Source organism: Streptomyces sp. NPDC021080 (assembly GCF_044333225.1).
Classification (GTDB): Bacteria; Actinomycetota; Actinomycetes; order Streptomycetales; family Streptomycetaceae; genus Streptomyces.
Genome location: NZ_JBIRQM010000020.1, coordinates 44,490 through 58,517, shown reverse-complemented (window position 1 = coordinate 58,517; position 14,028 = coordinate 44,490). Strand labels below are relative to the sequence as shown.

At 68.9% G+C, this 14,028-nt stretch carries 16 protein-coding genes; all 16 read left to right on the top strand.

The window, feature by feature from the left end; translation table 11 throughout:
• Positions 1 to 72: 72 nt before the first annotated feature.
• The 16 genes from ACH4S8_RS37525 to dnaE all read left to right on the top strand — a co-directional run bounded on the left by ACH4S8_RS37525 (position 73) and on the right by dnaE (position 14,014).
• A complete protein-coding gene (locus ACH4S8_RS37525) occupies positions 73 to 825 on the top strand; it encodes a hypothetical protein (RefSeq protein WP_398402399.1) in 753 nt (250 codons plus the stop codon).
• 89 nt (positions 826 to 914) lie between these two features.
• Positions 915 to 1,379 carry a hypothetical protein gene (locus tag ACH4S8_RS37520; protein ID WP_398402397.1) on the top strand — a complete coding sequence of 155 codons (465 nt, stop codon included), beginning with the start codon at positions 915 to 917 and terminating at the stop codon, positions 1,377 to 1,379.
• Positions 1,376 to 2,257 (top strand): hypothetical protein, encoded by an 882-nt coding sequence (locus tag ACH4S8_RS37515; protein ID WP_398402395.1) that lies wholly within the window; start codon positions 1,376 to 1,378, stop codon positions 2,255 to 2,257. The genes ACH4S8_RS37520 and ACH4S8_RS37515 overlap by 4 nt, the downstream gene beginning before the upstream one ends.
• Before the next feature lie 126 nt (positions 2,258 to 2,383).
• Positions 2,384 to 2,788, top strand: a complete 405-nt coding sequence (locus tag ACH4S8_RS37510) for a hypothetical protein (RefSeq protein WP_398402393.1) — start codon at positions 2,384 to 2,386, stop codon at positions 2,786 to 2,788.
• Positions 2,781 to 3,074: a hypothetical protein gene (locus ACH4S8_RS37505; protein WP_398402391.1), complete on the top strand. Its 294-nt coding sequence runs from the start codon at positions 2,781 to 2,783 to the stop codon at positions 3,072 to 3,074. Before ACH4S8_RS37510 ends, ACH4S8_RS37505 begins: the two co-directional genes overlap by 8 nt.
• 45 nt (positions 3,075 to 3,119) lie before the next feature.
• Positions 3,120 to 3,956, top strand: coding sequence for an ATP-binding protein (locus ACH4S8_RS37500; protein ID WP_398402389.1), 837 nt, complete (start codon positions 3,120 to 3,122; stop codon positions 3,954 to 3,956).
• Positions 3,957 to 3,958: 2 nt separating this feature from the next.
• On the top strand, positions 3,959 to 4,564 hold the full coding sequence (locus ACH4S8_RS37495; protein ID WP_398402387.1) for a hypothetical protein: 606 nt from the start codon (positions 3,959 to 3,961) through the stop codon (positions 4,562 to 4,564).
• Positions 4,561 to 5,868, top strand: coding sequence for a DnaB-like helicase C-terminal domain-containing protein (locus ACH4S8_RS37490; protein ID WP_398402385.1), 1,308 nt, complete (start codon positions 4,561 to 4,563; stop codon positions 5,866 to 5,868). Before ACH4S8_RS37495 ends, ACH4S8_RS37490 begins: the two co-directional genes overlap by 4 nt.
• Entirely contained in the window at positions 5,865 to 6,140 is a 276-nt protein-coding gene (locus ACH4S8_RS37485) for a hypothetical protein (RefSeq protein WP_398402383.1), read from the top strand. The genes ACH4S8_RS37490 and ACH4S8_RS37485 overlap by 4 nt, the downstream gene beginning before the upstream one ends.
• The gene (locus ACH4S8_RS37480; protein WP_398402381.1) at positions 6,137 to 6,799 is read left to right on the top strand and encodes a WhiB family transcriptional regulator; all 663 of its coding nucleotides are present in this window, start codon (positions 6,137 to 6,139) and stop codon (positions 6,797 to 6,799) included. Before ACH4S8_RS37485 ends, ACH4S8_RS37480 begins: the two co-directional genes overlap by 4 nt.
• Positions 6,796 to 7,089: a hypothetical protein gene (locus ACH4S8_RS37475; RefSeq protein ID WP_398402379.1), complete on the top strand. Its 294-nt coding sequence runs from the start codon at positions 6,796 to 6,798 to the stop codon at positions 7,087 to 7,089. Before ACH4S8_RS37480 ends, ACH4S8_RS37475 begins: the two co-directional genes overlap by 4 nt.
• Positions 7,079 to 8,191 (top strand): hypothetical protein, encoded by a 1,113-nt coding sequence (locus tag ACH4S8_RS37470; RefSeq protein WP_398402377.1) that lies wholly within the window; start codon positions 7,079 to 7,081, stop codon positions 8,189 to 8,191. The genes ACH4S8_RS37475 and ACH4S8_RS37470 overlap by 11 nt, the downstream gene beginning before the upstream one ends.
• A 37-nt stretch (positions 8,192 to 8,228) precedes the next feature.
• Positions 8,229 to 8,372: a hypothetical protein gene (locus ACH4S8_RS37465; RefSeq protein WP_398402375.1), complete on the top strand. Its 144-nt coding sequence runs from the start codon at positions 8,229 to 8,231 to the stop codon at positions 8,370 to 8,372.
• 2 nt (positions 8,373 to 8,374) lie between these two features.
• Positions 8,375 to 9,127, top strand: a complete 753-nt coding sequence (locus tag ACH4S8_RS37460) for a hypothetical protein (protein WP_398402374.1) — start codon at positions 8,375 to 8,377, stop codon at positions 9,125 to 9,127.
• Between the two features lie 36 nt (positions 9,128 to 9,163).
• The gene (locus ACH4S8_RS37455; protein ID WP_398402373.1) at positions 9,164 to 10,153 is read left to right on the top strand and encodes a hypothetical protein; all 990 of its coding nucleotides are present in this window, start codon (positions 9,164 to 9,166) and stop codon (positions 10,151 to 10,153) included.
• 102 nt (positions 10,154 to 10,255) lie between these two features.
• Positions 10,256 to 14,014 (top strand): DNA polymerase III subunit alpha, encoded by a 3,759-nt coding sequence (gene dnaE / locus ACH4S8_RS37450; protein ID WP_398402371.1) that lies wholly within the window; start codon positions 10,256 to 10,258, stop codon positions 14,012 to 14,014.
• The last annotated feature ends 14 nt before the right edge of the window (positions 14,015 to 14,028 follow it).

The following is a 14,028-nucleotide window of genomic DNA, read 5'->3' as shown; positions in this document are numbered from 1 at the left end:
TCCCTACCCCAAATTTGGGGTAGAGTTCATCTCACGCCAAGATAGACCGCACAAAGCACGAGGAGCATCACCATGGGCACTGCCGTCCAGCTCGTCCCCACCTACGACTTCGAGGCCGTCACCAAGTCCCTCCAGGCCGACCCGGGCGCCGACCTCGCCACGCTCCTCAACAAGCTCGCGCAGATCCCGGCCCCGGCGGCCACCGACAAGCCGGTCGTCAAGAAGAAGGTCGACCCGGTCGCCGAGGAGAACTTCAAGACGGAGATCCTGCGCGTCACCGCGATCCTCCCCGAGGTCGTCGGCAAGGTCACTCTCCCGGCCACCCCCCGGGTGCTGCGCAACACCGAGCTGGCCGCGCTCATCGACGAGTCGGAGCAGATCGGCCTCGCGCTCAAGGCCCTCAAGGCGCGCGAAGACAAGATCAAGAACGCGGTCTCCGGCCACTTCGATGTCACCGCCGAGAAGAGCGGCAAGGCCAAGCCCGGCGAGACGCCCGTCGACGACAAGGGGCACTACCTGATCGGCGGCAGCAGCGCCGAGCAGCGCCTGGAGGCCCCGGTCCCCGGCAAGGAGAAGCGCTTCGTCCGCGAGAAGAGCAAGGGCTCCAGCCGCCTGAGCTTCGAGCGCCTGCTGGCCGCGTACGAAGAGAAGCAGATCACCAAGGCCGAGTTCCTCGCCTTCACCCGCGAGGTCACGTACCGCGAACTCGACCCGGCCCAGTTCACCAAGGGCCTCCTGTCCAGGGCGCGCCGCGAGCGCACCCAGGAGATCATGACGCTGATCTCCGAGGCCTCGCACGGCACCAACAGCGTCAGGCTCCGGTAGTAGCCACAACGCCCTCCACGAGGGAATATGCATGACCGCACCTCCGGCCGGACCTCCCGGCCGGAGGTAGTGGCGTATGAAAGGCCGTCATGGAAAACGAATCTGACCACCCCGCCATCATCGAACCCTATGAGGACACCAGGCAGGCTGACCCGGCACTTAACGTCTTCGTCCTCTACGACGAGGACTTCGCGGAAGAGACCGATCTCCGGTACAAGCTCACGGACCCGGAGCAGAAGCTGTACAAGCCGCACTTCTCCATCGGTGGGATTGCCCCCTGGGTGTTCGGGCGCAACGACAACTGGTTGCGCAATACGATCAAGAACCACCCTCCTCACCTGAGGGGCGCGCCTCTTCGATTCCGCTTCATCACTGGCCGCGCGAACCGGCCCGAGAGGCGCCTTACGCTCCCCGACATAGAGCGCTTGGCCTGGGCTCTCTACGGACAGGGGGCCATCGACGGCTACACCCTCCAGTCCGCCTCGCGGATCTTGACTGCCGTGGCCCACCAGTACGGCGGCCTCACCGACGCGAACGGAAAGAAGATCACGTGACCCGGCCCACCCTGCTGGTCGACGGCAACAACCTGCTCTACCGCGCCGTCGAGGCCACCCGCAGGTCCGCCATGCACAGCTCTGACGGCACGGACACCGGCGCGCTCGTCGTCTTCGTCTCCACCCTCTCCCGCTACGTCCGCGAGGAGAAGCCCTACCGGATCATGGTCTGCTGGGACGGCGGCTACGGCTGGCGCACCGAACTGCACCCCGGCTACAAGGCCGACCGCCCGCAGCACACCGACGCCTACCGCAGCACCTCCCGGGACCTGGTCACCGGCTTCCTCGCGCGCTGCCGGATCCCGCAGGCCCGCCTCGATGGCTTCGAGGCCGACGACCTGATCGCCGCGTACTGGCGCACCCTGAACGAGCCCATCACCATCCTGTCCAACGACAAGGACCTCCTGCAGCTCACCGGCGCCAACCCGGCCGGACACCCCTGCGAGCAGATCCGCATCTCCTCCGCCGACACCCCCACCGACCGCTGGGACGAGGCCAAGGTCCTCGACCACTTCGGCTGCACCCCGGCCCAGATACCCCTCGCCATGTCGCTGGCCGGGGATCCGGGCGACGGCATCCCCGGAGTGCCCGGCATCGGCATGAAGTGGGCGGTCAAGCACCTCTCGAAGGCCTCCTGGGACGTCGGTCTCATCGATCACCCCGCCATCGCCACCGCCCGCGACGAAGGCGAGGTCGCCACCTGGCGCCAGCTCGTCGACCTGCGCGACGTGCCGTACACGATGATCCCCACCGGCGTGCCCCCGTTCATCCCTGTCACGCCCGGCCAGGACGGCGCCTGGAAGGCCCTCTACGCCTTCCTCGACCACTACGGCATGACCCAGACCATCCGCCGCCTGATCAGCGGAGAACTCTGGTAGGGCAGTTTCTTGCCCCCGGCACGCAGCCGAGATAGCTTCAAGATGCCTCCCCGCCAAGAGGCAACACCCACGGCATGCACCGCTGATTTGCCGTGCCCAGCCGCCCGCCAGGTTGGAGCTATCAACTTGATCAACTTCGCCCCCGCTGCGCCGTACGGCAAGGCCTCCACGGCCGCCGAAGCGCCCCCCGTGACCGCCCGCCCCCTCGGAGCCCGAGGCCCCGTCTCCATGGCGGCCAGCGACAGGCTCTCCGCCCCGATGGACTGGGACTGGCAGCAGCTCCGCGACTACGTCCTGCGGTCCATCGCCGAACGCCACGGCCCCCAGCCCCACTACGAGACCGTGAAGATCACCGCAATCTTCAAGAGCTTCGCTGCCCGCTGGGGCAACCAGGCCGGACCCATCGCCTGCTTTGCTTTCGAGCAGCAGGACGGCTTCTGGCTGAACGCGCCGGTCACCATCACCCGTTTCGCCAAGGGCAACGACGGCTACTTCGCGGGCCCGATCAGCGAGCGGCTGGCCAGTGTCTGAGTCCGTCGCCATGGGGTACGTCGCGTACCCGGCGCCCGAGCCGACCTGCTGCCCCGACGCCTACCTGTGCGACGGCGAGATCGAGTGCGCCCGCCACGGCGGCTTCGACGTCTGCTGCAGCCACCCCGAGAAGCACGTTCCCCAGGACCGCGAGGCCTGGCACCGGATGATGGATCTCTGGGAGCAGGGGCTGCTCAACAAGCACATCCAGCGCCACAAGATCTTCCAGGCCTACGGGCTGCAGGACAGCCCCATGGCAGCCCGGGACCTGAGCGCCCTCATCTGATCCACCGGCCCGCCCGCCACGGGCCCTCATCAAGGACCGCCAACCTTGAAACCGCCACCCAAGCCCGACGCCTGCATGCCGTTGTCCAACCCGGACTTCGAGCGCCTGAAGGCCACCTACCCCAAGCTGTGGGTCGACCCGAAGCGCGAGTGCAAGACCTGCCTGAAGCAGAACGGCAACACCTACCGCTGGTGGGCCGACTCCTCGCGCACCGAGATCGCCACCTACGAGTGCGACTGCACCGCGCAGTGGCTCATGCACCTGTGGTTCCTCAACGCGGGCATCGGGCTCAACTACCAGCGGCTCACCTGGGACGACGTCACCAGCGTGGACCCGGCCATCGTCGCGCAGCTCGGTGACTACGCCCTGAACGCGGCCCGCCGCGTCTCCGACGGCCGCAACCTCGTCCTGTGGTCCAGCAGCCCGGGCACCGGCAAGACGCTCCTGCTCACGCTGCTGCTCAAGACCCTCATGGTCCAGGGCTACCAGGTTCATTTTTCCCAGTTCAACGAGATCATCGATCTGTTCACCAGCTCCTGGCGCGACAAGGCCGAGCGCGAGCAGTGGACCCGCCGCGTACGCAACGTCGACGCCCTCGGCATGGACGACATGGGCAAGGAGCACAAGGGCCGCCTGGAGATGGTCGAGGCGATGGTCGACCAGATCGTCCGGGCCCGCGTCTCCGACTCCCGGCCCATGGCCATCACCTCCAACTTCACCCCCCAGCAGATGCAGGAGGGGTACGGCGGCTACGTCATGAGCCTGCTCAGCGAGTCGGCCGACTTCATCGAGGTCACCGGCACCGACTTCCGGCCCCGCCGCCGCGAACTGACCGCCCAGGAGGCCGCCCTCGGCCTCGCCCGACCGATTGCAGCGGTGTGACCATGACCTACGCCGAGAACGACATCTTCAACGACATCTTCTTCGCCCCGAACCCCGAGGCCCGCGAGCGCCGGATCGCCCAGATCGCTGCGGGAGTGCCGCGCATTCTGACGAATCCCGAGCACTCGGAGCAGACGCGCCGTGCCGCCTACTCCGCCGCAGGCGTGAACCAGGCGATCACCGGGGTCGACGTCAGCCTCACCGCGCTGCGCAAGAGCCTGCGGGAGGTCACGGCCCAAGTCGCGGGCCTCGACCTCGCCGTCGGCCGGATGACCAACGGCCTCCACGCACCCGGCAACGAACTCGCCGACGCCAAGGCGAAGATTGAGGAGCAGAAGAAGCGGATCGCGGGCCTGATCAAGGAGGCCCGCCGCCAGTCGGCGCGGGCCGACCGCGCGGAAGAGCGCGCCAAGATCACCCCGGCCGAGATCGAGGCGAGCAAGCCCGGCGACGTCGCCTTCCTCCGGCGCACCCCGGGCGACGCCATCCGCTACCTCGCCAGCGTGGTCATGGTGCAGGCCGAGGCCGACGTCAACGCCGAGCTGATGGGCGCCGTCATGGGCCTGCGGATGGTCGCCGACGACGTCGACCGGCTGCCCCAGGGATGAGCGGTACCCATGCCGAGGCGACCCTGTACGCCTCGCTCACCGACGTCGACGCGCTGGAGCAGCTCGCCGACACCGGCCTGGCGCCCGAGTGCATCCCGATGGAGGGCATGCGCGACGTCGTCGCCTACGCCGTCGAGTACTTCCACCGCTCCGGCCGTACCAAGGCCCCCTCGCGCGAGCTGCTCATGGAGCAGTGGGGCAAGCGGCTGGAGCAGTGCCAGGTCACCCTCCCCGAGGCGGACGTACAGGTCGACGAGGTCTGGGCAGCGATCGAGTACCTCCGCTCCCAGTACGTCCTCGCCGAGTCCCAGCGGGTCCAGCGCGACATCGCCGTCGAGATCGCCCAGGCCGAGATCCACGAGCGCGTGGAAGCCATCCACCGCGCCGCCGCGACCTTCCACAAGCTGTCCATGGCCGTCCGGGACCGGACGGCCGAGGTCGAGGGCATCACCGGCCTGGAGGCCAGCCTCGCCCGCTACGACCAGCGCGCAGCCGCCCCCAAGGTCATCAGCGGCATGTCGCTGGGGATCCTCGCCGTCGACGAGCACTGCCTGGGCATCCACGACGGCGAGATCTGCACCTGGGCCGCCCCGCCCAAGGGCGCCAAGTCCTGGACCTCCACCCACGTCGCCCACACCGAGTGGAAGCGCGACCGCGTCACCGTCCTCTACACGCTGGAGAACAGCGTGACCATGAGCTACGACCGGCTCGCCTGCCAGATCTGCTGCGTCGACTACCGCGAGTACCAGAAGGGCACCTGCAGCCCCGAGGAGATCGACCGCGTCCGCGAGTGGCTCGCCGTCAACGCGGCCGACCTCCGCGACGGCCTGCACATCCTGTCCCCGGACGCCGGACGGCGCACCCCGGCCGCCCTGATCCGCCAGGCCCAGTCCTACGGCGCGAAGTCGATCATCATCGACCAGCTCAGCCACATCGAGCACCCCAGCCCCGACCCCCGCCGGGCGCAGCACCAGAAGATCGCCGAGATCATGGCCGAGCTGTCCACGATCATCACCACCGGCCGCCAGCAGGTACCGATCTTCCTGAACGCCCAGATCAATCGCGAGGGCGTCGCGGCGGCCAGCAAGGCCGGACGCCTGGAGCTGCAGCACCTCGCCGAGTCGGCCGCCATCGAGCGCTACAGCTCCTGGGTGTTCGGCCTGATGCGCTCCGAGACCGAGATCGCCGCCGGGATGGCCACCCTGCAGATGCTCGCCTCCCGACGCATGGACCTCAAGAACTGGCGCATGGCCTGGGAGCCCTGGTACGGCACCCAGCACTCCCTCGGAGAGGTGACCCTGTGACCGACCCGATCCAGCACGAGCTGACGACGGTGGCCATGATCTCTGGCGACGAGTTCTTCGACGTCGGGGAGTTCATGAGGCGCGACCTCGTCCGGCGGCTCCTGCACGACGCCCCCTGCCTGGGAGGCCGCAAGGAAGCAGTCAAGGTCACCTCGGAGCCGTGTCCCGAGGCCTTCGCTGCAGACAGTTACCCCCACTCACGCCTTCTGCGCGCGAAGGCCCTCTGCCCCACCCCCGACACCTGCTCACTCCTGCGAAAGGCGGACCGGTGACCACTTTCCCCTGCACCACCGCACCGGCGCTCTTCGACACCATGGGCGGCCCCGACCACCCCACCGTCCGCGAGGCCAAGTCCCTCTGCCTGACCTGCCCGGCCATCTTCATGTGCCGCCAGCAGGGCCGCGACGGCCGCGAGTGGGGCGTCTGGGGCGGCGAATCCCAGGTCGAGCGCAACCAGGCCATCGGTCAGGTTGAAGACGACGATCGGCCGGAGTGCGGCACCTACCCCGCCCTGATGCTCCACCGGGCCCTCGGCGAGAAGTGCGAGATCTGCCTGGAGGCCCGCCGCGAACGCGAGCGCGCCTACGACGCCAAGCGCCGCGAGGGAAGGAAGCTCGTCCAGCCCGTGAAGAAGCGCGGCGGCGCCCGGGTCAAGTCCAAGTGCCCCTCGTACGGCTCCTACAAGCGGCACATCAAGCTCAGGGAGGACCCCGGCCCCTGCGGCTGCCGCGAGGCCTACCGCGTCGCCCGGGCGGCCGAGCGCGCCGCCAAGCCGAAGAAGGAGCGGGCCCACGCCGAATGCCCATCCCCTGCCGCCTACCGGCGCCACCGGCGCCAGGGAGAGTCCGGGATCGAGTGCGGCTGCCTGGAGGCGAACCGCAAGGCCAACAGCGAGCAAAAGAGGGCCAAGAAGGAGGGATCGGCCGCATGACCGACCGCTTCTGGCTCCGCCCCTTCGGCGGAGAACCCGAGGGCCGCTGCCCCAAATGCCTGGTCAGGCCCACCATCACCGAGTACCACGACACGGTCGTCGCGGGCATGTGCCAGGACAAGCGCGCCGTCGCCGTCGCGATGGCCGACGACCCCGCAGACATCCCCGACGAGACCACCGAGCACCTCTGCCGGGCCTGCACCTCGTGCGGCTTCGAGTGGTGCGAACGCCCGGCCACCGCCGAGGACATGGCCCGGGTCAAAGCCGGACTGGTGATCCATGCCGAATGACCTCGACCAGCTCACCGCCCTGCCCGAGGCCCACAAGGCCAAGCTCGCCCGCGACGCCCTGGCCTCCATCGGCATCGACGTCCTGCGCGAGCAGGGCGACGAGCTGATCATCGCCTGCCCCGTCGGCGGCTACCACAACGACCAGCAGCGCAACCCCACCGGCGCCCTGAACGCCTCCAAGCTGCTCTTCAACTGCCTGGGCTGCCAGGCCCGGGGAACCCTGCTGTGGCTGATCGCCACGGTGCGCGGCGACGAGGACATCGAGCAGGCCCGCCAGTGGCTCTCCGGCGAGGCCGGACTCACCCGGGCCATGGACCTCCCGGTCCTCCTCGACCTCTTCGACTCGCTGTACACCGAGAAGACCCGAGCCCCCCTGCCGGTCTACAGCCCGCGCATGCTGGAGCGCTGGCTCAAGGAGGGCATCCCGGACTACATCCTCGACGAGCGCAAGGTCTGCATCACCACGGCCGTCCACATGGGCATCTGCACGGACCCCGACGGCTTCATGGGCCCGCCGGAGGCCCGCGTGCGCACCGGCCCCCGCGCGGTCATCCCGCACTGGTGGAAGGACCAGCTCGTCGGCTGGCAGTCCCGGCGCCTGCCGGGAGCCGACCCGGACGGCCCGAAGTACCTGAGCACCCCTGCCTTCCCCCGCGACGAGACGATCTACGACCACCGGCCCTACCGCCGGGACGTCATCGTCGTCGAGTCGCCCATGAGCAACCTGCGCCACCAGCACCACGCGGACATCGAGGCCACCTTCGGCAGCGTCGTCACCGACCTGCAGATCCGCCACCTCGGCGAGGGCCGCCGAAAACTGATCTGGTGGATGGACAATGACGAGGCCGGATGGCGCACGATCGAGGGCTACCAGCCCGAAGGCAGCCGCGTCCGGTCGCCCGGAGCCCCGCAACGCGCCAGCGCCTTCTGCGACAACTGGGTCGTCCAGAGCCCCTTCGCCTGCGACCCGGCCGACCTGAGCGACGACGTCTTCGACCTCGTCCTGGAGACCGCCGTGCCCTGGCCGGTCTGGACCCGGCCGGAGCAGCTCTTCTGCCACCGCTGCCTCAACGCCGCCCACCGGGGAGCCTGTCGGGCCTGACTGCGAGAGCCCAAGGGGTGACCCGAAGGAGACTCGCATGCTCAAGAAGCACGGCACAGGCACTCTGATTACGGACGACACCGAGGAAGGCCGTATCGTCCGTACGGCCGTCTCGCTCACCGAGGCGCAGCGCGCAGGCATCCTCGTCGAGGGCGAAGAGACGGACACCGAGGGGGAGTAGGCGTGGCCGAGCAGCCGCCTCTCCAGCTCGTCGGCCGCCCGGACACCGCCATCGTGTCCACGAGCACCGCCCTGGTGCCCGTACGGGCGGCCGTGGTGTGCCACGACGTCAACGGCTACTACCGGGCCCTCGGCGTGACGCCAGGGGCCACCAGACGCGAGCTGCTGGCCGCCTACACCGCCCGCGACGGCCAGAGCGACGCCCGGCTGACCTACGTCTTCCACCAGCTCCTGAACGCCGACACACGGGCCCGCTACGACGCCGCACCCCTCGGCCAGCCCTTCCCGGACCGGTACGTACACGCCGAACTCCTGCGCCGGGCCAGTCGGTTCGCCTCCGCGCACAACGCCGTCCACGGCACCCGGGACACCGCCGCAGACATTCTTAAATCTCACGGACTGGGGCCCGAAGAACCGAAGAACGAATTTCTTGATTCCACCCCCGGGGACCGCTTTAGTGATGACGGGACGAGGGACCGCCAACCCTCTCCCAGCTCCTCGGAAACCCGGCCGTACTCCTACCTGCTCCTGGCCTCCACCTGCGACGACGTGTCGAGGATGGACCAGTGGAGGGAAGGGCTCGGCAGGGCCCTGGCGGCCAGGAACTGCCCGCGATTCGCGGTCGGATTCCACGGCATTCCAGGGCAGCCGTTTTTCGTGGCGAAGGACCTCGGGACCCCCGTGTTCTTTCTCCACGAAGGCCAGCCCGTGACGGAGGAGTTGATCGCGGCAGCCGCCACTGCCGCAGTCGGATAACCGACATCACCCGCCATCAGAACATCAGGAGCATTCGTGACCGCCAACACGAGCCCCGTCATGACCTTCCGCAAGGGCGGCAGCGCCGCCCAGGAAGCCGAGAAGGAGTCCAACGCCAGCGGCGGACGCCGCGACAAGAGCCCGGACTACTTCTCCCTCAAGGAGGACCAGGCCTCCACCGTCATCCGCCTGCTGACGGACCACGACGACTGGATCTACGTCGAGCAGCACTCCTTCGTGCCGACCAAGGCGGCCCCCAAGGGGGTCGAGAAGTGGCCCAAGGCCATGACCAGCGTCTGCCGCAAGGACCCGGCCTTCGACGGCCACTACGGGGACTGCTACATCTGCGACAGCAAGGCCAAGAACTCCTTCGGCAAGGTCGCCTCCTCCCGCATCCGCGTCTGGGCCCTCGCGGTCGAGCGTGAACTGGTGCGCGGCGACGGCTCCGACGCCCTCGGCGGCCCGTCCAAGAACGGCGTCGTCATCGGCGTCCGGGACAAGATCGACGAAGTCGACGAGCTGAACGCCGAAGGCAAGCCGACCGGGAACAAGGTCAACTATCCGCGCCTGCTGGTCATCAACCAGCCCATGAAGGGGTTCTTCGCCAACCTCAAGGCGCTGCACGGCCTCTACGGCACCGTCTCCGACCGCGACTTCGCGGTCACCCGCGACGGCACCGGCACGGACACGAACTACAAGATCGTGCCCATCGACCCGATCCCGGACCTCAAGCCCGGCACCCCGGCCTGGGAGCTGTACACCCGGACCGTCTCCGAGCGCCAGGTCGTCCTCGAAGCGATCGTCGCCGAGAAGGCCTCGGACGAGTACTACGCCCGGTTCTTCGACCCCTCCAAGGAGGTCGACAAGGACGGCAACGTCACCGACACCGGTGCCGCTGCAGCGACGGCAACGGGAGCCGTCGCAGTCGGAGGAATGATGAACCTCCAGAGCCCCGTATCTGACGCGGGCCTCTCGCCGGACATGCGCGACAAGATCCGCAACCTCGGCGCCCCGACCGGCGGCTGATCCAGCCCCGGTCCCCTCGTCCGGCCTGCCTCGGGTGTCTGTCCTGTCCACCCCCGAGGCGGGCCGGTCCATCAACCCTTCCTCGCGCAAGGACCCACCACCGTGCTGCGCCTCGTCACCTCCTACGCCTCCGAGCGTTTTCCAGGAGCCGAACACAGAGTCGGCGGCCTGACCCTCCACCTGCCCGCCCTCGTCGAGCACGACGAAGACGGCACCCGCTGGCTCCTCGTCGCGGGCCACACCCCCCTTGACGTCACGACGTCAACCTGGCGCCGTGCGCTGACCGACGGCGCGGCCGGGATGCTCTTCCCCCTGCAGGACGGCATCTGCGCCGCCCCCTCCCACCTGGTCGACGAGCACGCCCGCGACCTGGGCAACGGCCACCTGCGCATGAACCACGCCCACACCGCGATCTTCTCCGACGCGGACGGCATCCCGACCTACCACGAGGTCCTCGACCAGCTCGAAGCCTGGGGCAGCACCCGGCCCGAGCGCCCGGCCGGATTCGTCCACCTGCACGTCCACAGCGAGTACAGCCCCCTCGACGGCCTCTCCCGCCTGGACGAGATCGTCACCGAGGTCACCCGCCACGGCCAGACCGCGATCGGCCTGACCGACCACGGCAACTGCTCCGGGCACCCGGCCCTGCAGCGCGCGGCCGACGCCGCCGGGATCAAGCCGATCTTCGGGATCGAGGCCAACCTCACCGACGACCGGCTCATGCGCGGCGACACGATCCCCGACGACGACCCCCGCTTCCACGGCCACACCAAGACGGACGACGACGGCAACGAGAAGCCCGTCCCGCCCGCCCGGGCGCTCCAGAACCACTACTGGCACCTGTGCCTGTTCGCCGAGAACAACACCGGCCTGCGCAACATCTGGGCCGCGAGCACCGAGAGCTTCCGCGACGGCTTCTACGGCCGCCCCCGCATGGACTGGGACACCCTGGCCCGCCACAGCGAGGGCGTCATCGCCTCCACCGGCTGCCTGCGCGGCCCCGTGGCCGTCGCCCTCAAGGCCGGGGACACCGAGCTGGCCCGCGAGCGCCTGACCCGCCTCATGGACATCTACCCCGGCCGCCTCTATGTCGAGCTGCAGCCCAACGACATGCCCGAGCAGGTCCTGGTCAACAACGCGATGGTCGAGCTGGCCCGTGAGTTCAAGCTGCCGCTGCTGGCCACCGTCGACAGTCACTTCCCGACGGCCGACGACGCCCACGCCCACCAGGTATGGATCGCCTGCCAGACCCAGAAGGACGTCCAGGACGAGGCCGACCTCTTCGCAGAGGACCTCGGCCTCTACATCACGGACGAGGACCACGTCCGCTCCGGCCTGGCCTACCTCGGCGCGGCCGTCGCCAACGAGGCCATCGCCAACACCGTGGTTCTGGCCGACCGCTGTACCGCCCGCATCGAAGGCGACCAGGTAACCCCGAGCTTCACCGGCGACCCGAAGAAGGACGTCGAGCGCCTGCGCGAGCTGTGCCGGACCAACTGGGACCGCCTGCCCATCTACAACGACGAGCAGCACCGCGTCTACAAGGACCGCTTCTACCGCGAGATGGACCTGCTGGTTGAGAAGGGGTTCTGCGGCTACTACCTGATGGTCGCGGACTACGTCGGCTGGGCCAAGGAGAACGGCATCCTCGTCGGGCCCGGGCGCGGCTCCGGCGGGGGATCCCTGGTCGCCTACCTCGCCCGCATCACCTCGCTGGACCCGATCCGGCACGACCTCCTCTTCGAGCGCTTCCTCACCAAGGGCCGCAAGGGCCTCCCCGACTTCGACGTCGACTTCCCCGCCAGCAAGAAGGGCCAGATCCTCGGCTACCTGCGCCAGCGCTGGGGCGCCGACCGCGTCGTCACCATCGGCTCCGAGGGCCGCCTGAAGAACAAGGCCGTCCTCGACAACCTCCTGCGCGCCATGAAGTCCCGGCTGCCCGAGGGCGCCGAGGCCGACCTGAAGGCCGTCAAGGAGCTGATCAAGGAGGCCGAGGCCGGGACCGCCGGACTGGGCATGTCCTGGGAGGACCTGTGGGTCCAGCACGGCGACCAGCTCCAGCCCTACGCCGACCGCTACCCCGAACTTTTCGCGATGGCCGAGAAGTTCGTCGGCCGCCTGAAGAGCTACGGCCGCCATGCTGCCGGGGTCGTCATCTCCACCTCCGTGCCGATCGCCGAGTGGATGCCCATGCGGGCGATCGAGGACGTCGAGCAGATGGTCACCCAGTGGTCCATGGACGACGTCGAGGCCATCGGCGGCATCAAGTTCGACATCCTCACCCTGGGCACCCTCGACACCATCCAGCTCTGCATCGACCTCGTCCAGGCCCGCTACGACATCCGCATCGACCTGGAGGCCTGGGACAAGGAGTTCGAGGACCCCGACGTCTGGGACGAGCTGCAGCGCGCACACACCCTCGGCATCTTCCAGATCGAAACCCCGAGCGGCACCCGGCTGTGCGAGCGGATGCGCCCGAAGAACATCGCCGAGCTGTCCGACATGATCACCATCGTCCGGCCCGGCCCGATGAACTCCGGCCTCACCGACGCCTACCTGCGCCGCCGCGCCGGAGAGCAGGCCGTCACCTATCCCGACCCGCGTCTGGAGCGCGTCCTGGCCCCCACCTACGGCGCCATGATCTACCAGGAGCAGGTCATGGCCGTCACCCGGATCATCGCCGGGTACGACGAGTCCGAGGCCGACACCGTCCGCAAGATCCTGGGCAAGAAGAAGGTCGCCGCGATCGAGTCGGCCGGGCAGGAGTTCCTGGCCCGCGCCGACATGCCCCAGGCCGACGCCGCCCGACTCTGGGCCCAGATGGCCGAGTTCAGCAAGTACGGCTTCAACAAGAGCCACGCGTACGCCTACGCCTTCCTCGCCTACTGGACCGCGTTCCTCAAGGTCAACTACCGGCGCGAGTTCCTCGTGGCCGTCATGAGCGTCGTCAAGAACGACCGCCTGCCCGAGTTCGTCCGCGAGGCCCGCCGCGTCGGCGTCGCCGTCCAGCCCCCGCACATCAACCTCTCCGGCCGGGGCTTCTCCGTCGACCCCGACCAGTACGCGATCCGCTACGGCCTCGACTCCGTCAAGGGCGTCGGCGAGAGCGCAGTCGACGACCTCACCCCCTACCAGCCCTACCTCGGCTGGGACGACTTCCAGGCACGCAAGGGCGCCAAGGCCCACGCCGGAGTCGTCGCCCTCCTGGCCCGGGTCGGCGCGCTCGACTGCCTCGTACCCAACCGGCGCGGCCTGGAGGCCAAGCTGCTGGCCGCCAAGACCGGCGAGGACGCCCGCTGCGTCTTCAAGGACGAGTCCCTGGCCGTCGACAACCTCGAAGCCAAGCTCCTGCCGTGCAGCTTCGACTGGTCCACCGAGCCGGTCCCGGTCAACAAGCGCACCGGCAAGAAGCTCAAGGCCAAGCCGCCGCCCAAGCGCTGCACCAAAGCCTGTCGCCAGTACACCCCGCGCCCCGCCATGGACATCGACGAGGTCGAGCCCTACACGGACGAGGACATCCGCCAGATCGAGCTGGAGATGCTCGGCTGCTTCCTCTCCTCCACGCCGTTCGACCGGCTCACCCCGGACGACCGCCAGGCGTGCCTGCACAACGCCACCGTCATCGCCGACGGCCCCAAGGGCAACTACGTCGTCGCCGCGATCGTCGCCGGAGCCCGCCCGCACCGCTCCATCCCCATGGGCTTCGTGACCTTGGAGACCGAGGTGTCCACCCTCAGCGTCGCGGTCTACCAGGACGCCTGGGCCGTCGAGAAGCACCGCCTGAACAAGGGCCAGCTCTGCTTCGCCGAAATCCGCAAGACCGACCGGGGCTTCAACCTCGTCGCCTACCAGCCCGTCTGACCGAAAGGCCCACC

Excerpts from the sequence above, each read along its gene's own strand:
- ACH4S8_RS37525 (WP_398402399.1), top strand. The coding sequence starts at position 73 with ATGGGCACTGCCGTCCAGCTCGTCCCCACCTACGACTTCGAGGCCGTC.
- ACH4S8_RS37520 (WP_398402397.1), top strand. The coding sequence starts at position 915 with ATGGAAAACGAATCTGACCACCCCGCCATCATCGAACCCTATGAGGAC.
- ACH4S8_RS37495 (WP_398402387.1), top strand. The coding sequence starts at position 3,959 with ATGACCTACGCCGAGAACGACATCTTCAACGACATCTTCTTCGCCCCG.
- ACH4S8_RS37490 (WP_398402385.1), top strand. The coding sequence starts at position 4,561 with ATGAGCGGTACCCATGCCGAGGCGACCCTGTACGCCTCGCTCACCGAC.
- ACH4S8_RS37475 (WP_398402379.1), top strand. The coding sequence starts at position 6,796 with ATGACCGACCGCTTCTGGCTCCGCCCCTTCGGCGGAGAACCCGAGGGC.
- ACH4S8_RS37470 (WP_398402377.1), top strand. The coding sequence starts at position 7,079 with ATGCCGAATGACCTCGACCAGCTCACCGCCCTGCCCGAGGCCCACAAG.
- ACH4S8_RS37465 (WP_398402375.1), top strand. The coding sequence starts at position 8,229 with ATGCTCAAGAAGCACGGCACAGGCACTCTGATTACGGACGACACCGAG.